This is a genomic window from Streptomyces pallidus (ex Mingjun et al. 2026) (assembly GCF_051550185.1).
Lineage (GTDB): Bacteria > Actinomycetota > Actinomycetes > Streptomycetales > Streptomycetaceae > Streptomyces.
Genome location: NZ_CP196181.1, coordinates 6228036 through 6244489, shown reverse-complemented (window position 1 = coordinate 6244489; position 16454 = coordinate 6228036). Strand labels below are relative to the sequence as shown.

At 73.3% G+C, this 16454-nt stretch carries 17 protein-coding genes; 3 read left to right on the top strand and 14 right to left on the bottom strand.

Annotated elements, in window-relative coordinates; translation table 11 throughout:
• Positions 1–58: 58 nt before the first annotated feature.
• Together ACSHWO_RS27745 and ACSHWO_RS27740 are read left to right on the top strand one after the other, a co-directional pair.
• Entirely contained in the window at positions 59–394 is a 336-nt protein-coding gene (locus tag ACSHWO_RS27745; RefSeq protein WP_361091455.1) for a putative quinol monooxygenase, read from the top strand.
• Complete coding sequence (locus ACSHWO_RS27740) at positions 391–876, top strand: group II truncated hemoglobin (RefSeq protein ID WP_385805238.1); 486 nt, start codon at positions 391–393, stop codon at positions 874–876. Before ACSHWO_RS27745 ends, ACSHWO_RS27740 begins: the two co-directional genes overlap by 4 nt.
• Positions 877–1027: 151 nt before the next feature.
• Here ACSHWO_RS27740 and ACSHWO_RS27735 read toward each other — a convergent pair whose 3' ends face one another.
• The 6 genes from ACSHWO_RS27735 to fmt form a co-directional block, all read right to left on the bottom strand.
• Positions 1028–1423, bottom strand: coding sequence for a barstar family protein (locus ACSHWO_RS27735; RefSeq protein ID WP_438315922.1), 396 nt, complete (start codon positions 1421–1423; stop codon positions 1028–1030).
• Positions 1420–1896, bottom strand: a complete 477-nt coding sequence (locus ACSHWO_RS27730; protein ID WP_438315919.1) for a ribonuclease domain-containing protein — start codon at positions 1894–1896, stop codon at positions 1420–1422. Before ACSHWO_RS27730 ends, ACSHWO_RS27735 begins: the two co-directional genes overlap by 4 nt.
• A gap of 68 nt (positions 1897–1964) precedes the next feature.
• Positions 1965–3011 (bottom strand): sugar-binding transcriptional regulator, encoded by a 1047-nt coding sequence (locus tag ACSHWO_RS27725; RefSeq protein ID WP_361091468.1) that lies wholly within the window; start codon positions 3009–3011, stop codon positions 1965–1967.
• Between the two features lie 118 nt (positions 3012–3129).
• The gene (gene rpe / locus ACSHWO_RS27720; RefSeq protein ID WP_438315916.1) at positions 3130–3816 is read right to left on the bottom strand and encodes a ribulose-phosphate 3-epimerase; all 687 of its coding nucleotides are present in this window, start codon (positions 3814–3816) and stop codon (positions 3130–3132) included.
• A 460-nt stretch (positions 3817–4276) separates the two neighbouring features.
• A complete protein-coding gene (locus tag ACSHWO_RS27715; RefSeq protein ID WP_438315913.1) occupies positions 4277–5737 on the bottom strand; it encodes an RsmB/NOP family class I SAM-dependent RNA methyltransferase in 1461 nt (486 codons plus the stop codon).
• 56 nt (positions 5738–5793) lie between these two features.
• The gene (gene fmt, locus ACSHWO_RS27710; RefSeq protein WP_361091476.1) at positions 5794–6729 is read right to left on the bottom strand and encodes a methionyl-tRNA formyltransferase; all 936 of its coding nucleotides are present in this window, start codon (positions 6727–6729) and stop codon (positions 5794–5796) included.
• Positions 6730–7006: 277 nt separating this feature from the next.
• Between fmt and ACSHWO_RS27705 the strand changes: the two genes are divergently transcribed.
• A complete protein-coding gene (locus ACSHWO_RS27705) occupies positions 7007–7528 on the top strand; it encodes a hypothetical protein (RefSeq protein ID WP_361091479.1) in 522 nt (173 codons plus the stop codon).
• A 191-nt stretch (positions 7529–7719) separates the two neighbouring features.
• Here the strand turns inward: ACSHWO_RS27705 and ACSHWO_RS27700 are convergent, their stop codons facing one another.
• From ACSHWO_RS27700 to ACSHWO_RS27665, 8 genes are all read right to left on the bottom strand, one after another.
• Positions 7720–9852: a primosomal protein N' gene (locus tag ACSHWO_RS27700; RefSeq protein ID WP_438315909.1), complete on the bottom strand. Its 2133-nt coding sequence runs from the start codon at positions 9850–9852 to the stop codon at positions 7720–7722.
• Between the two features lie 320 nt (positions 9853–10172).
• The gene (gene metK, locus ACSHWO_RS27695; protein WP_361091482.1) at positions 10173–11381 is read right to left on the bottom strand and encodes a methionine adenosyltransferase; all 1209 of its coding nucleotides are present in this window, start codon (positions 11379–11381) and stop codon (positions 10173–10175) included.
• A gap of 196 nt (positions 11382–11577) precedes the next feature.
• Positions 11578–12780, bottom strand: coding sequence for a bifunctional phosphopantothenoylcysteine decarboxylase/phosphopantothenate--cysteine ligase CoaBC (gene coaBC / locus ACSHWO_RS27690; protein WP_438319288.1), 1203 nt, complete (start codon positions 12778–12780; stop codon positions 11578–11580).
• 100 nt (positions 12781–12880) lie between these two features.
• Positions 12881–13153: a DNA-directed RNA polymerase subunit omega gene (rpoZ, locus tag ACSHWO_RS27685; protein WP_114056739.1), complete on the bottom strand. Its 273-nt coding sequence runs from the start codon at positions 13151–13153 to the stop codon at positions 12881–12883.
• A gap of 83 nt (positions 13154–13236) precedes the next feature.
• Complete coding sequence (gene gmk, locus ACSHWO_RS27680) at positions 13237–13800, bottom strand: guanylate kinase (RefSeq protein ID WP_361091486.1); 564 nt, start codon at positions 13798–13800, stop codon at positions 13237–13239.
• A 61-nt stretch (positions 13801–13861) separates the two neighbouring features.
• Positions 13862–14185 (bottom strand): integration host factor, encoded by a 324-nt coding sequence (locus ACSHWO_RS27675; protein ID WP_008740406.1) that lies wholly within the window; start codon positions 14183–14185, stop codon positions 13862–13864.
• A 281-nt stretch (positions 14186–14466) separates the two neighbouring features.
• Positions 14467–15303 (bottom strand): orotidine-5'-phosphate decarboxylase, encoded by an 837-nt coding sequence (gene pyrF / locus ACSHWO_RS27670; protein ID WP_404238601.1) that lies wholly within the window; start codon positions 15301–15303, stop codon positions 14467–14469.
• The gene (locus ACSHWO_RS27665) at positions 15300–16409 is read right to left on the bottom strand and encodes a quinone-dependent dihydroorotate dehydrogenase (RefSeq protein ID WP_361091494.1); all 1110 of its coding nucleotides are present in this window, start codon (positions 16407–16409) and stop codon (positions 15300–15302) included. The genes pyrF and ACSHWO_RS27665 overlap by 4 nt, the downstream gene beginning before the upstream one ends.
• Between the last annotated feature and the right edge of the window lie 45 nt (positions 16410–16454).

Genomic DNA, 16454 nt, shown 5'->3' with positions numbered 1-16454 from the left:
GCTTGGCCGCGACCGACGCCCGACGCCCGACGTCCCGACCCAGGGAGAGGCAGGCAGCATGACCACCACCGTCGAATACATCCGCTACCGGATCGCATTGGACGACCAGCAGGCCTTCGAGGACTCGTACCGGCAGGCCGCCGAGTCCCTGGCCGCCTCACCCGAGTGCATCGACTACGAGCTCACCCGCTGCGAGGAGGAGAACGACCGCGAGCGCTACATCCTCCGCATCCGCTGGACCTCGGTCGACGCCCACCTGAACGGATTCCGCAAGGGCGAGCACTTCCCGGCGTTCTTCAACGCGATCCGCCCGTACGTGAAGGCCATCGAGGAGATGCAGCACTACCGCGTCACCGACGTGGCCGGCCCGGGAAAGGCCTCGTCCCCGTCATGAGCACCACCCCCACACCCGGCACCACCCCCACCATCTACGAGTGGATGGGCGGGGAGGAGGCGATGAACCGCCTCACGGAGGCCTTCTACGGCCACGCCCTGCAGGACGAGATCCTCGCCCCCGTCTTCGCCGGCATGGACGCGGAGCACCCCCGGCACGTCGCGGTCTGGCTGTCGGAGGTCTTCGGCGGCCCGGCCGACTACACGGCCCACCACGGCGGCCACCAGCACATGGCCACCAAGCACCTGGGCCGCGGCATCACCGAGCGACAGCGCCGCCGCTGGGTGGACCTGCTGATGGACACCGCCGACGAGGTCGGCCTCCCGACGGACCCGGAGTTCCGCGCCGTGTTCGCGTACTACATCGAGTGGGGCACCCGCATGGCCCTGATCTACTCGGGGCCCAATCCGCCCCCGGTGGACGCGGCCGAGATCCCGGTCTGGTCGTGGGGCCAGACCCCGCCGTGGATCCCGAAGTCCTGAACCCGACGCAGACACCCCCGAGCCCCTGGCGGGTCCGGCCCGAGCCGCTCCCGCCGGGGGTTCGCCGACTCCCGGCCCCGGCGGCGTTCGAGGCGCAGGGGCTCCGGGTCCGGGGCGGAGCCCCGGTTCCGGGAAGGGGCGGGGAGGGGGACTACGCCCGCGCAGCGGCCACCACCACCTCCAATGCCGGCCCGCCCTCCACGGCCCCCCAGTAGGCACTGGCCTCCGCCAGCACCTCCCGCAGCACATCCCAGTCCCCCGGCCGCGCCTCCTCCAGCTCACGCCAGCCCGTCACCACCACCAGCCGCCCCGCGCCGGCTCCCCCCGGCTGCGGCAGCCAGGACAGGTCCCTCAGGCAGTCCGCCAGCGCGTCCCAGTTCCGCCCGAACCACTCGGGCAGCCGGAACGCCTCCGCGCACGCGTCCATCAGCCGCGCCTTCGTCCGTACGCCGTCGAGGTCGAGCCGTACGACCGCCCACCCCGCCGCCTCGGCGGCAGCCAAGGCCGGGTCGAGCGGATGCGGGTGCGAGCCCGGGTCCGTCGTCATCGAAGAACCGCCTTGAACGAGTCGTAGTGGTCGTCGGAGTAGTAGAACTCCCCGCCCCGCCCGGTCACGATCCGCCGCGACCCGCGATCGCGCTCCCCCGGCGTCTTCACCGTGTACTCGCGGTAGTAGCCGCGCTCCTGCCGCGGCAGCACCTTCTCGAAGTTCCCGAACACGGTCCCGTCCTGCCGGTACGGGTACGGCCCGCCCTCGTCGATCAGCGCGAGCACGTCACGCGCCTGCCGCGGCAGTTCCTCGGCCCGTACGGTCGCCATGCCCGCGGCCCAGGCGGGCGCGCTGACCCGCGTAGCGCCGTCGGCGGACGGCCCACCGCCGACCCCGCCGCACGCGGCGAGCACCAGGCAGGACAACAGGGCCCCCAGCAACCGGCCGAGGCCGAGGCGGAGCCGCGGGCGCGGAAGTGGCGGCGGGAGCGAGGGCGGCAGCAGTGATCGGGGCACGGTCCGGAAGATCATGCCCCGATCGTGTCAAAAGGGACCGTTCACCCGCGCGCGCACCGCTGACACCGCCCCCGCACCGCGGCTCACTCGTCCGGGTCGGCCCGGTCCAGCGCCGGCCGCAGGCCCGGCGCCGACTCGGTCAGCAGGTAGTCCGCGACGGCCGTGTCGGTGACCAGGCTGGTCACCAGGCCGGAGCGCAGCACCGCACCGATCGCGGCGGCCTTGCGCAGCCCGCCCGCGATGGCCACGACCTCGGGGATCCGGCGCAGCCGGTCCGCCTCGACGGTGATGCACCGCTCGCCGAGGTCGCGGCCGACCCGCCGGCCGTCCTTGTCGAAGAGGTGCGCGGACATCTCGGCGGCGACACCGAGCGAGGCGTAGTGCGCCCGCTCCTCGTCCGTGAGCATGTCGTGGACGGTGGAGATGCCCGGCTCCCAGGAGCCGATGGACACCGCCGCGACCGTCACCTTGTCGAAGTACTCGAAGGCCCGCGCGATGCCCGTCTGGTTGCGGAGCGCGGCCGCGGTCGCCGGGTCGGGCAGCAGCATCGGGGCGTAGATGGGGTGCGCGTCGCCGCCCGAGACCTGGGCGGCGCGGCGTACGGCCTCCACGGAGCCGCGCTCGGCCGTGCCGGCGTCGTACACGCCGGTGAGCTGGACCACCGTGCACTGCGGGAGACGACGCAGGGAGGCGGCCATGTGGATGGTCGAACGGCCCCAGGCGAGCCCCAGGACATCGCCCTCGCTGACGAGCTCGCCGAGCAGGTCGGCCGCGACGGCACCGAGGTTCTCCGGGTCGGGGGCGTCGTCGGCCGTGTCGGCCGGGGACTCCACGACGACCGCGTGGCGCAGCCCGTAGCGGGCGCGGAGCGCGTCGGAGCGCTCCGCGTCCAGCTCGGCCGGCACGCGGATCTCGATGCGGACGAGGTCGCGTTCAAGGGCGGTCTCCAGGACCCTGGCCACCTTGAAGCGGCTCACGCCGAACTCCTCGGCGATCTGGATCTTGGACTTGCCCTCCAGGTAGAAGCGGCGGGCCATGGCCGCCGCCTGCACCAGCTCCGCGGGTCCCATCCGCAGGGCTGAGCGTCCCGCCGACACACCAGACACCGCGATCTCCTCACTGCTGTTCACACTCTCGACTCGTCGTTCATCCTGTCAGATCCGACGGCCGTTGATCAGCCTGGACAGCTCCCGTTCACCGAGCCGTCCACCAACCCTTGATTTTGTTGTTTCCGCAGCCCCGATGAGCTCAGTGGTCGCACACCCAGGGGGCCGCGGCGATCGCCACGTCCGCCTGCTCGCGCAGGGTACGGACGGCAGCCGCCGGGGCGACCGCTCCGTAGACCGCGCTGCCCGCCACGAACACGTCGGCGCCCGCCTCCGCGCACCGCTCGATGGTCGTGGCCGAAACCCCGCCGTCGACCTGGAGCCACATGTCCAGGCCGTGCTTGGTGATCAGCTCCCGGGTGCGACGGATCTTGGGGAGCATGATGTCCAGGAACGCCTGGCCGCCGAAGCCCGGCTCGACCGTCATGATCAGGACCATGTCGAGCTCGGGGAGGATGTCCTCGTACTGCTCGATCGGCGTGGCCGGCTTGAGCGCCATGGCCGCCCGGGCGCCCTTGGCCCGGATCTCGCGCGCGAGACGGACGGGCGCGGCGGCGGCCTCGGCGTGGAAGGTGACGGAGCCAGCGCCGGCCTCGATGTACTGCGGCGCCCAGCGGTCCGGGTCCTCGATCATCAGGTGCAGGTCGAGCGGCGTGTCGGTGGCCCGGCTCAGGGACTCCACGACGGGCACGCCGAGGGTGAGGTTCGGGACGAAATGGTTGTCCATGACGTCGACGTGCAGCCAGTCGGCGCCCTCGACGGCCTTGGCCTCCTCGGCAAGGCGGGCGAAGTCGGCGGACAGGATGCTGGGGGAAATCTGAGCGGCCATGACCCAAGCCTGCCATGCCTCCGCGCACTTCTGGCCACGACCCCGCATCTCGACGTCGCCGTAGCACCGCTTAACGGCGTGCGGAGATCGATTAACTGGTGCTTCGAGATGGGCATCCACCACGGTTCCGTACATGACACCCCCACTCCCGACGGACCCTTCCACCGCCGCCCACCCGAGGGAAACGAACCACCCCTTGGGCCGGACCACGCCACTCTCCGCTCGCCGGCCACGGAGCCGCACCCCGCGGCGGGCAGGGAATCGCCGGCGGATGCGGATTCGGCCGTGGCCGGGGCGCGGGCGGGGACGGGGGCCGTACGCGGGTGGCGGCGGAAACACGACCCGGCGGTCGCCTCCGACCCCGGGGCCGGGCCTTGGCGTGACCACGCCCGCGCCCAGCTGCTCGGCTCCGGTCCCGCGTAGCGGCAGCCCCCGCCGCGCCCTGCCCGCGGCGCCGCGTCTACGCCGTGCGGCGCAGCAGGGCCAGGTACATCGCGTCCGTGCCGTGGAGGTGGGGCCAGAGCTGGACGTCGGGACCCTCGCCGAGGCCCGGGACGCCCTGCATGTAGGGGCGGGCGTCGATGAGTTCGGCCGAGATCGGGCGGGCGGCTGCGCCGCGGCCCTTCAGGACGTCGTCGACGACGACCCGCGTCTCCGCCAGGTGCGGCGAGCACGTCGCGTAGCCCACGACGCCCCCGACCCGCACCGCGGCCAGCGCCTCCCGCAGGAGGGCGCGCTGCAGCGGCGCGAAGCCCTCCAGGTCCTGCGGCCGGCGCCGCCAGCGCGCCTCGGGGCGGCGGCGCAGCGCGCCCAGCCCCGAGCACGGCACGTCCATCAGGACCCGGTCGAACGAGCCCGGCAGCCAGGCGGGGCGGGTGCCGTCGGCGGCGATGACCTGGTAGGGGCCCGGGTTGCCGGACAGGGCCCGCTCGACGAGGCCGGCCCGGTGCGGCTGCTTCTCGGAGGCGAGCAGGAAGGCGCCGCGCTGCGCCGCGAGCGCGCCGAGCAGGGCGGCCTTGCCGCCCGGGCCGGCGCAGCCGTCGAGCCAGCGCTCGTCGCGGCCCTCGACGGGGACGGCCGCCAGGGCCATCGCCACGAGCTGGCTGCCCTCGTCCTGGACGCCGGCGCGGCCCTCGCGCACCGCCTCCAGGGCGCCGGGCTCGCCGCCCTCGGCCATCCGGACGGCGTACGGGGACCAGCGGCCGGGCAGGGCCGCGCCCTCGCCGACCGCGGCCGTCAGTTCCTCGGGGGTGGAGCGGCCCGGCCGGGCGACGAGCGTGACCTCGGGGCGCTCGTTGTCGGCTTCCAGCAGGTCCTCGATCCCGGCCCGCCCGCCGCCGAGGGCGTCCCACAGGGCGCTGACCACCCAGCGCGGGTGGGAGTGGTACACGGCGAGGTGTTCCTCGGCGTCGTCCTCGTACGGCGGGGCCACCCGCTCCAGCCAGGCGTCGAGGTCGTGCGCGGCGATCTTGCGCAGGACGGCGTTGACGAACTTGGCTCGGCCGTCGCCCAGCACCACGCGGGCCAGTTCGACGCTCGCCGAGACCGCCGCGTGGGTCGGGATGCGGGTGCCGAGGAGCTGGTGGGCCCCGAGCGAGAGGACGTCGAGGACCGGCGGGTCGACCTCGCGCAGCGGGCGGTCGATGCAGGCGCTGATGATCGCGTCGTACGTCCCCTGCCGCCGCAGCGTCCCGTACACGAGCTCGGTGGCCAGTGCGGCGTCCCGGGCCTCGAAGTCCTCGTTCTGGCGGGCCTTGCGCAGCAGGGGCGGCAGGACGAGGTTGGCGTACGCGTCGCGTTCGTCCACCGCCCGCAGCGCCTCGAAGGCCAGGATCCGGACCGGGTCCTTCTTGGGCCGGCGGTACGGCTTGGGCTGCTTGCCGCCGGGGGCGGCGGGACGACGGCGGGGCTGTTCGCTCACGTGAAAGGTGCTCCGGAAATGGATATACGGGGTGAAATGGGCGTCCGGGGTTCAGGTTACGCCGTCGCGAGCTGCTCGCCCGCGGCGATGCGGACGCCGCGCGCCCAGTCGGCGCCGCGCATCGGCTTCTTGCCCTGGGGCTGCACCCAGAGCAGCTCCACGGCGTGCGAGCCGGTGCCGACGTAGACGTTGTTCTTGGCCGGGGCCAGTGCGCCGGGCGCCAGGTCCGTGCGGTCCGGCACCATGCCCACCGAAATGATCTTCAGTCGCTCGCCGCGGAACACGGTCCACGCCCCGGGCGCGGGGGTGCAGCCGCGGACCACGCGGTCGGCGCGCATCGCCGGCGCCGTCCAGTCGACGCGCGCGTCCTCGACGGTGATCTTGGGCGCGATGGAGACCCCGTCCGCCGGCTGCTCGACGGCCCGCAGGGTGCCGTCCTCGATCCCGTCCATGGTGGCGGCGAGCAGCCCGGCGCCGGCGAAGGCCAGGCGGGTCAGCAGGTCCCCGCTGGTGTCGGTGGGCCGGATCTCCTCGGTCAGGACCCCGTAGACCGGTCCGGTGTCGAGGCCCTCCTCGATGCGGAACGTGGAGGCGCCGGTGACCTGGTCCCCCGCCATGATGGAGTGCTGGACGGGCGCGGCCCCGCGCCAGGCCGGGAGCAGCGAGAAGTGCAGGTTGACCCACCCGTGGCGGGGGATCTCGAGGGCGCTCTTGGGGATGATCGCGCCGTAGGCGACGACCGGGCAGCAGTCCGGGGCGATCTCGCGCAGCCGGGCCTGGAACGCCGGGTCGCGCGGCCGCTCCGGCTTGAGGACCTCGATGCCGGCCTCCTCGGCGCGCTCGGCGACCGGGCTGGCGACGAGCCGGCGGCCGCGGCCGGCCGGGGCGTCGGGCCGGGTGACGACGGCCGCGACCTCGTGCCGCCCGGAGGCGATCAGGGCGTCCAGGGCGGGCACGGCGACCTCGGGGGTGCCTGCGAAGACGAGCTTCACTGGGGGTCTACCTCGCTATTCTCGCTCGCGATCTCGGCTAGTCAACAGCGCACCAGTCTATGGGGCCGACCCGGAGGGAACCCGCTCGGGCCGCGATCCGGCCGCTCAGGGGGCGTACGTACACACGCGCGCCTCTCGCATATGCCGACACGCCCCCGAAGCGTGACTTCCTCCACGGGTGGCGCGTTGGTCAAGAGAGATTGACCGAAACCGGGCCGCGCAAGATCGGTGTCTGCGGCCCTGTCCGCTCTTCAGCACCGGTTCGAGAGGCTTCTTCATGGCCGACCACGCCACCCACGACGCCCAAGCGCGGGCCAGTCTTCACCTGTTGGTGCGGGACATCGAGCGGGTCCGCCGGCAGGTGGATGCGCTGCGCACGCTCACCGCTCAGCTGGGCAATGTCTACCGCCCCCGCCGCTCCGGACCCTCCACGGGTTTCGTCGTCTACGGGCGCGCGCCCGCCCCCACCGTCCGGCTCGCGCAGGAACTGCGGGACAGCGTCGAGACGCTGGTCACCGCGGCGGTGGACTTCGACCGCTCGCTCGGCTTCTCGTGGGACGCGGTCGGCTCGGCGCTCGGCGTCACCAAGCAGGCCGTGCACCGGCGGTACGGCGCACGGCGGGCGCAGGCCGCCGAGGCGGCCGAGCCGCTGGCCGAGGGCACCGCGACGCGGACCCTCGGACCGCTGCCCACGGTTCCGGCGGCCCGCTCGGTGCCGCCCCAGCCGGTGCGCGAGGAGACCCAGGCTGCCGGGGCCGGATCCCGCCCGGCGGCCCTGCCCGGCCCCCGGAACGGCTGACCCCCGCGACGCCCGCCGCGGGACGCCGACCCCCGCCGGCCGGCGCGCTGACACCATGACCGCAACGCCCCCGCCGGCCCCGCCGACGGGGGCGTTCGGTCGCACAGCGGCGCTCGGCAGTCGGACCACGGCGGACGCACCGCACCGGCCGAACCGCAGCCGCACCCCCCAGCCCCCGCCGCCTCGGCCCGTCAGCCGATGTCCAGCGGGTCGATCCGGACCCGGACCGCCTCCGCAGCCGACACCCCCCGCGCCATCCGCGCCGCCTGGGCGGCCTTGAGCGCGGCGGCCAGCGCGGCCCCGCTGCCCGGCGGCACCCGGACCAGGGCCCGCTCCCCGGGGGACGGTTCCCCGCGGCGCCCCGGCAGCGGTACGGGGCCCAGCACCTCGGCGTCCGCCGGCAGGGCGGCATCCGCCAGGAAGGACTCCACCGCCTCGCCCCGCCCGACGACGGCGGCCATCCGGGACACCGGCGGGAAGCCGAGTTCGGCCCGCTCCGCGAGCTCCCGCACCGCGTGACCCACCGGGTCCCAGCGCACCAGGGCCTGGACCGGCCGCAGCGTCGGTTCGGCGACCACCACGACCTGCCCCTCGCCGCGCACCAGCGAGGCGGCCGCGATCCACCGCCGCAACGCCTCCTCGCCGGCCCGCAGGTCGGGCCGGGTCAGCATGGCCCAGCCGTCCAGGAGCAGCGCGGCCGCGTACCCGTCGCCGGCCGCGACGGGTTCGGCGCCGGGGGTGGACACCACCAGCGCGGGCCGGTCGGGCACCTCGTCCAGGACGTGGTCGCGCCCGGAGGTCCGTACGGGCACGGCCGGGAAGGCCCGCCCCAGTTCCTCGGCGGTCCGTCGGGCACCCACGACCTGGGCGCGCAGCCGGAACGAGCCGCACTCCTCGCAGTGCCACGACGGCTCGGGCCGCCCGCACCACCCGCAGGTGAGGTCCCGCGCGTCGGGGGCCTCCAGCGGGCCCGCGCAGGCCCGGCAGCGTGCGGGGGTGCGGCAGCGCTCGCAGGCCAGCCGGGGGACGTAGCCGCGCCGCGGGACCTGGACGAGGACGGGGCCGGTCTTCAGCCCGTCCCGGACGGTCTCCCAGGCCAGGGAGGGCAGGCGCGCGGCACGGGCCGCCTCGTCCCGGGCGAGGAGTTCGTCGCCGACGGTGCGGATGCGGGGGGCGCAGGCGCGGACCGTGTCGCGGTCCGCGGTCAGGGGTCGGGCCCAGCCCGATGCGACGAGCTGGGCGGCCTCGACGGTGCAGCCGGTGCTGCCGGCGAGGAATCCGCAGCCCTCGCTGACGGCGCGCAGCTCCAGCACCTCGCGGACGTGCGGGAAGGGGGCGCGGTCTTCGCTGTGGCTGGAGTCCCCGTCGTCCCAGACGGCGACGAGTCCGAGGTCCCGTACGGGGGCGAACATCGCGGCCCGCGTCCCGACGACGGCGCGTACGGAGCCGCGGTGGACGGCGAGCCATTCCCGGTAGCGCTTCTCGGGGCCGGACTCGGCGGTCAGCAGGGCGTGCCGCCCCTCGCCGAGCAGGACGGTGAGCGCGGTGTCGACGCGGGCGGCGGTGCGGCCGTCGGGCAGTACGGCGAGGGCGCCGCGGCCGGAGGCGAGGGTGGCCGCCATGGCCAGGGCGAGCTCGTCGGCCCAGCCGGGGCCGGGCAGGGCCGTCCAGACGGCGCGCGGGATGCCGCCCCCGGCGAGGGACCGCAGGAAGGCGGGTCCGGCGCCGTAGCGGGTCCAGCCGCCGGGGTCGGGGGCGGCGGGCGGGGGCAGCGGCTCCGGGGAGGGCTTGGCTTCGGCGCGGGCGTTGCGCGGGGGCAGGGCGAGCTGGAGGACGTCGGCGAGGCTGCCGGCGTACCGGTCGGCGACGGCCCGGGCGAGGGCGAGCATGCCGGGGGTGAGGACGACCTCGGGCGAGACGACGTGGGCCAGGGCGGCCAGCGCCCCGCTGTAGTCGGACTCGGCGCGCCGCTCGACGATGAACCCGTCGATCAGCCGGCCGCCCTCGCGGCGCCCGCCGTGGACGTGGTGGGAGCCGGCGCCGAAGCGGACGCGGACGCGGACGCCGGGCTGCGCGGCCTCGGAGAGTTCTTCGGGGACGGCGTAGTCCCAGAGCTGGTCGAGGTGGAGGACGCCCTTGTTGACGAGGACCCGGGCGATCGGCAGGTCGTGGGCGAGGGCGGCGCCCCGCCAGGTGCGCGGCTTGGCCTTGGGTGCCTTGGCCTTCGCTTCGGCGACCATCTCCCGGATGAGCGCGAGCTGCTCCGGCGGGCCGCCGGGACCCTGGTCCCCGCCCCGCCTGCCGGCCTCGTTCTCGCTGCTCACACCGCATTCTTACCAAAGCCCACCGACAACGTCGGCGCCCGAGGCCCGCTCCCGGGGCCTGCTCCGGCGACGGGGGTCCGCCCCGGTGGACAGCACGGCTGGTCCCCAGCGCAGCTCCTCGGCTGCCTGCGCCGCTTCCTCGCGCACCGTGGCCAGGACGTGGTCCAGGAGCAGGGGTTCGATGCCGTCCGCCCCGTCGGCTTCCCGGCCGGTTCGATCAGCGCTGTCGTCCGCGGGTGGGCGTCCACGGCCGGGGAGTACGCCGAAGGGCCCCGGACCTGGCGGTCCGGGGCCCTTCAGGCAGGCGGGTGCAGGCGGGCCTACAGGCCGGCGGCGGCGCGCAGGGCGTCGACGCGGTCGGTGCGCTCCCAGGTGAAGTCCGGCAGCTCGCGGCCGAAGTGGCCGTAGGCGGCGGTCTGGGCGTAGATCGGGCGCAGCAGGTCGAGGTCGCGGATGATGGCGGCCGGGCGGAGGTCGAAGACCTCGCCGATGGCGTCCTCGATCCTGGCGACGTCGACCTTGGCGGTGCCGAAGGTCTCGACGAAGAGGCCGACGGGCTCGGCCTTGCCGATGGCGTACGCGACCTGGACCTCGCAGCGCGAGGCGAGGCCGGCGGCGACCACGTTCTTCGCGACCCAGCGCATCGCGTAGGCGGCCGAGCGGTCGACCTTCGACGGGTCCTTGCCGGAGAAGGCGCCGCCGCCGTGGCGGGCCATGCCGCCGTACGTGTCGATGATGATCTTGCGGCCGGTGAGGCCGGCGTCGCCCATCGGGCCGCCGATCTCGAAGCGGCCGGTCGGGTTCACCAGCAGGCGGTAGCCGTCCGTGTCGAGCTTGATGCCGTCCTCGACGAGCTCCTTGAGCACGTGCTCGACGACGAACTCGCGGATGTCGGGGGCGAGCAGCGAGTCGAGGTCGATGTCCGAGGCGTGCTGCGAGGACACGACCACCGTGTCGAGGCGGACGGCCTTGTCGCCGTCGTACTCGATGGTGACCTGGGTCTTGCCGTCGGGGCGCAGGTAGGGGATGGTCCCGTTCTTGCGGACCTCGGACAGGCGGCGGGAGAGCCGGTGCGCGAGGTGGATCGGGAGGGGCATCAGCTCGGGCGTCTCGTCGCACGCGTAGCCGAACATCAGGCCCTGGTCGCCGGCGCCCTGCTGGTCCAGCTCGTCCTCGTCGCCCTCGACACGCTGCTCGTAGGCGGTGTCGACACCCTGCGCGATGTCCGCGGACTGCGCGCCGATGGACACCGACACGCCGCAGGAGGCGCCGTCGAAGCCCTTCTTCGAGGAGTCGTAGCCGATCTCGAGGATCTTGTCGCGGACGAGCTGCGCGATCGGCGCGTACGCCTTCGTCGTCACCTCGCCGGCGATGTGCACGAGACCGGTCGTGATGAGCGTCTCCACGGCCACGCGCGAGGTCGGGTCCTCGGTGAGGAGCGCGTCGAGGATCGTGTCGCTGATCTGGTCAGCGATCTTGTCGGGGTGGCCCTCGGTGACGGACTCCGAGGTGAACAGGCGGCGGGACACATCGCTCCCTGGGGTTGCAGCGGCTGCTGGCTGATCATTTGGCGAAACCTTACCGGGGGCTGCGCCCGGTCACGTTCCGAATGCAGTTTATCGGTCGCCACCGTTTGCCGGACCACCCGTCTCGCCTTCTGGGAGGCGTGTGACCTGCGGCACTCCATTCTGGCTCATGGAATCGGCTGGGAGAAGGGCCCCTTCGTCAGGCGAGTCGCCGGGCCACCTGGTCCCAAATCGCGTCCGCCAGGGCTTCCTTGGGACCGTAGGGGACGGCGCTCTCCTGGCCATCGGAGGAAAGGATCACCGCTTCGTTCTCCTCCGAACCAAAGGTCTTCGTCTCACCGACCTCGTTCACGACGAGAAGATCACACTTCTTGCGGAGGAGTTTGGCGCGCCCGTTGGCCAGGACTTCGTCAGTTTCGGCGGCGAAGCCGACGACGACCTGCCCCTCCCGGGCCCGGTCGGCCGAGACCTCGGCGAGGACGTCGGGGTTGCGGACGAGGGCGACGGGGGCGGGCTCCTGGCCCTCCTGCTTCTTGATCTTGCCGGAGGCGTACGCGGCCGGCCGGAAGTCGGCCACGGCCGCGGCCATGACGACCACGTCGGCGTCGGCGGCCGCCTTGAGCACCGCCTCCCTCAGCTGCACGGCCGTGCCGACGCGCACGACGTCGGCTCCGGCCGGGTCGGCGAGCGCGGTGTTGGCGGCGACGAGGGTCACCCGGGCGCCGCGGGCCACGGCGGTGCGGGCCAGCGCGTAGCCCTGCTTGCCGGAGGAGCGGTTGCCGAGGAAGCGGACCGGGTCGAGGGGCTCGCGGGTGCCGCCCGCGCTGATCACGACGTGGCGTCCGGCCAGGTCGGGCTCGGCCACCCCGCGGGCCAGGACCCGGACGCAGACCTCGTAGATCTCCTCCGGGTCGGGCAGCCGGCCCTTGCCGGTGTCCTTGCCGGTGAGCCGGCCGACCGCCGGCTCGATCACGACGGCGCCGCGGCGGCGCAGCGTGGCCACGTTCTCCTGGGTGGCGGGGTGCTCCCACATCTCGGTGTGCATGGCGGGGGCGAAGACCACCGGGCAGCGGGCCGTGAGCAGGGTGTTGGTGAGCAGGTCGTCGGCCAGCCCGTGGGCGGCCTTGGCCAGCATGTCGGCGGTGGCGGGGGCGACGACGACGAGGTCGGCGGACTGGCCGATGCGCACGTGCGGCACCTCGTGGACGGTCTCCCAGACCTCCGTGCCGGCCGGGTTCCCGGAGAGGGCGGCCCAGGTGGCCTCGCCGACGAAGTTCAGGGCGGACGCGGTGGGCACCACCCGTACGTCATGGCCCGATTCGGTCAGCCGGCGCAGCAGCTCGCACGCCTTGTAGGCGGCGATGCCGCCGCTCACCCCGAGCACGACCTTCGGCTTGACCACCACACACGCCCCTTCGGCTGACCGTTGCTACGTACCAATGACACACCACAGGCCCGGCAGGTGTGCTGCCGGGCCTGTGGTGCAAGGAATTCTCGGTGCCTTACTGGACCGGGGCCTCGATGGCCTCGGAGGTCAGCAGACCCGCGTTGATCTCGCGCAGCGCGATCGAAAGCGGCTTCTCGTGGACGTGGGTGTCCACCAGGGGGCCGACGTACTCGAGCAGGCCCTCACCGAGCTGCGAGTAGTACGCGTTGATCTGACGCGCGCGCTTGGCCGCGTAGATCACGAGGCTGTACTTCGAGTCCGTGGCCTCGAGCAGCTCGTCGATCGGCGGGTTGATGATGCCCTCGGGCGCAGTGATGGAAGAGGACACGCTCTACCTTCCGAAGATTACGGGTGAAAGATCAGTCGCCGGCCGATCGGGTCATCCGGAGCGGATGGGTCATCGGCAGGTGGTCACACAACGTCCATCAAGGCTAGCAGCTCGCGCGCCACGTCCTCGACGGAGGTGTTGACCAGGGTGGTGTCGAACTCGGACTCGGCCGCCAGCTCGACCTTGGCGGACTCCAGGCGGCGCTCGATGACCTCGGCGGACTCGGTGCCCCGGCCGGTGAGCCGGCGGACCAGCTCCTCCCAGCTCGGCGGTGCCAGGAAGACCAGCTGGGCCTCGGGCATCGACTCGCGGACCAGGCGGGCGCCCTGGAGATCGATCTCCAGGAGGACGGGCTCGCCGTTCTCCAGGCGCTCGGTCACCGCGCCGCGCGGTGTGCCGTAGCGGTTGCCCGCGAATTCGGCCCACTCCAGCAGCTCGCCGTTGGCGATCAGCTTGTCGAACTCGTCGTCGTTGACGAAGAAGTAGTGGACTCCGTGTCGCTCACCGGGCCGCGGCTTGCGGGTGGTGGCCGACACCGAGAGCCACACCTCGGGGTGGACCTTGCGCATATGCGCGACGACCGTGCTCTTGCCGACCCCCGAGGGGCCGGAGAGCACGGTCAGCCGCGGACGAACCTCTGCTGCCATAGAGCGATTATCCAGGTTCTCGGGACTGCCTGAGAACGCCGGACGAACTCCGGGCGGCACGTCAGCCGGCAGGGGTGCCGAACTCACGCTCCAGGGAGGCGATCTGGTTGGAGCCGAGACCTCGGACACGCCGGGACTCGGAGATGCCGAGGCGCTCCATGATCTGCTTGGCGCGGACCTTGCCCACACCAGGCAGGGACTCCAGCAGGGCGGAGACCTTCATCTTGCCGATGACGTCGTTCTCCTGGCCCGTCTTGATGACCTCTTGGAGCGAGGCGCCGGAGTGCTTGAGTCGATTCTTCACCTCGGCCCGCTCCCGGCGAGCCGCGGCGGCCTTTTCGAGCGCGGCTGCGCGCTGTTCAGGGGTAAGGGGCGGAAGAGCCACGCCTACGTCACCTCGGATGTCGAACTGTCGGATATACGGACCGGCGCGGAACCCGAGGGCGCCACACCAGGCGAGGTCCCGAACAGCGGTGGAACTCGTTCGCTGCTCGTTCACTCTGGTCGGAGACTAGCGGCCGCGGCCGCTCCAGTCAGCGAGAACAGACGAAAAGTCCTGGTCAGCCTCCACTGAACCGTACATCACGGACAAACCACCCCGGTTTTGTCCGGTGAAAGACGTTCGATTTTCGTCAGACCGTACGACGAGCACCCCGGTCGGCGCCGTCAGCCGGCGACGGCCTTCCGGATCTCGTCCGCGAAACGGAATGCCGATTCGCGCAGCGCGCCGGCGTCCGGACCGTGTCGCAGCACCCCGCGCGACACGTTCGGGACGACGTTGCGCACGGCCGTCCCGAAGACCCGCGGCAGATCGGCCGCCTCCGCACCCTGCGCGCCGATGCCGGGGGCGAGCAGCGGACCGTTGATGTCCAGGTCGAAGGAGGACAGGTCGCCCAGGGTCGCGCCGACGACCGCGCCGAAGGACCCCATGGGAGCGGCGCCCGCGTTCTCCTCGGCGAGGTGGGCCAGCATGGTCGCGCCGATGGTCCGGCCGTCCTCGCGGACCGCCCGCTGGACCTCGGCGCCCTCCGGGTTCGAGGTCAGGGCGAGGACGAACAGGCCGGCGCCGGAGGCACGGGCCAGCTCCACGGCGGGGGCCAGCGAGCCGTAGCCCAGGTACGGGGAGACCGTCAGGGCGTCGGAGAACAGCGGCGAGTCCTGGTGCAGGAAGGTCTCGGCGTACGCGGCCATGGTGGAGCCGATGTCGCCGCGCTTGGCGTCCATGACGACGAGGGTGCCGGCGGCGCGGGCGTCGGCGACGGTCTGCTCCAGCACCGCGATGCCGCGCGAGCCGAAGCGCTCGAAGAAGGCCGCCTGCGGCTTGAACACGGCCACCGAGTCGGCGAGCGCCTCGACGACGGTGCGGGAGAACCGCTCCAGGCCGGCGACGTCGTCGTTCAGCCCCCAGGAGGACAGCAGGGAGGCGTGCGGGTCGATGCCGACGCAGAGCGGGCCCCGCTCGTCCATGGCGGAGCGCAGGCGGGTGCCGAAGGAGGGGTTCACTGGGCGGCCTTTCGGGTCTCGGCGCCGACGGCCTCGGCGAGGGTGGCGTACGGGCTGGCGGCGAGGCGTGCGGCCAGGCCCTTGTGGATGGCGCGGGCGTAGAACGGGCCCTCGTAGATGAACGCGCTGTAGCCCTGGATGAGCGTGGCGCCCGCCAGGATCCGCTGCCAGGCGTCCTCGGCGTTCTCGATGCCCCCGACACCGACGAGCACCAGCCGGTCGCCCACGCGGGCGTACAGGCGGCGCAGGACCTCCAGGGAGCGCTGCTTGACGGGGGCGCCCGACAGGCCGCCGGTCTCCTTGACCAGGGCGGGGTCGGACTTCAGGCCGAGGCCCTCGCGGGCGATGGTGGTGTTGGTGGCGATGATGCCGTCCAGGCCGAGCTCCAGGGCGAGGTCGGCGACCGCGTCCACGTCCTCGTCGGCGAGGTCGGGCGCGATCTTCACCAGGAGCGGGACGCGCCGGTCGGTGACGGTGCGGTCGGCGGCCTCGCGGACGGCCGTCAGCAGCGGGCGCAGGGACTCGGTGGCCTGGAGGTTGCGCAGGCCCGGGGTGTTCGGCGAGGAGACGTTGACGACGAGGTAGTCGGCGTGGCGGGCCAGACGCTCGGTGGAGGTGACGTAGTCCGCCACGGCCTCCTCCTCCGGCACGACCTTGGTCTTGCCGATGTTGACCCCGACGACGGTCCGGAAGACCGCCTTGCGGGCCGCCAGGCGGGCCGCCACGGCCGCGGAGCCCTCGTTGTTGAAGCCCATCCGGTTGATCAGCGCGCGGTCCGGCACGAGGCGGAACAGCCGCTTCTTGGGGTTGCCGGGCTGGGCCTGGGCGGTGACGGTGCCGATCTCGACGTGGTCGAAGCCGAGCATGGACATGCCGTCGATGGCCACCGCGTTCTTGTCGAAGCCCGCGGCGAGGCCGAAGGGGCCGTGCATGCGCAGGCCGAGGGCCTCGGTGCGCAGCTCCTGGTGCCGCGGGGCGAGGGCGGCGGCGGCGAAGGTGCGCAGGACGGGGGTGCGGGCGGCCAGGCGGATCCAGCGGAAGGCCAGGTAGTGGGCCTCCTCGGGGTCCATCCGCTTGAAGACCAGGTTGAAGAACAGCTTGTACATGGTTCGGAAGATCCCTCGTGCGCTCATGGGGAGGGGGACACCACC

Bases quoted from the DNA above. Each gene is read 5' to 3' on its own strand.
- ACSHWO_RS27665 (WP_361091494.1), bottom strand. From the start codon at position 16,409: ATGTACAAGCTGTTCTTCAACCTGGTCTTCAAGCGGATGGACCCCGAG.
- ACSHWO_RS27730 (WP_438315919.1), bottom strand. From the start codon at position 1,896: ATGATCTTCCGGACCGTGCCCCGATCACTGCTGCCGCCCTCGCTCCCG.
- rpe (WP_438315916.1), bottom strand. From the start codon at position 3,816: ATGGCCGCTCAGATTTCCCCCAGCATCCTGTCCGCCGACTTCGCCCGC.
- ACSHWO_RS27735 (WP_438315922.1), bottom strand. From the start codon at position 1,423: ATGACGACGGACCCGGGCTCGCACCCGCATCCGCTCGACCCGGCCTTG.
- ACSHWO_RS27740 (WP_385805238.1), top strand. From the start codon at position 391: ATGAGCACCACCCCCACACCCGGCACCACCCCCACCATCTACGAGTGG.
- gmk (WP_361091486.1), bottom strand. From the start codon at position 13,800: ATGGCAGCAGAGGTTCGTCCGCGGCTGACCGTGCTCTCCGGCCCCTCG.
- ACSHWO_RS27705 (WP_361091479.1), top strand. From the start codon at position 7,007: ATGGCCGACCACGCCACCCACGACGCCCAAGCGCGGGCCAGTCTTCAC.
- ACSHWO_RS27745 (WP_361091455.1), top strand. From the start codon at position 59: ATGACCACCACCGTCGAATACATCCGCTACCGGATCGCATTGGACGAC.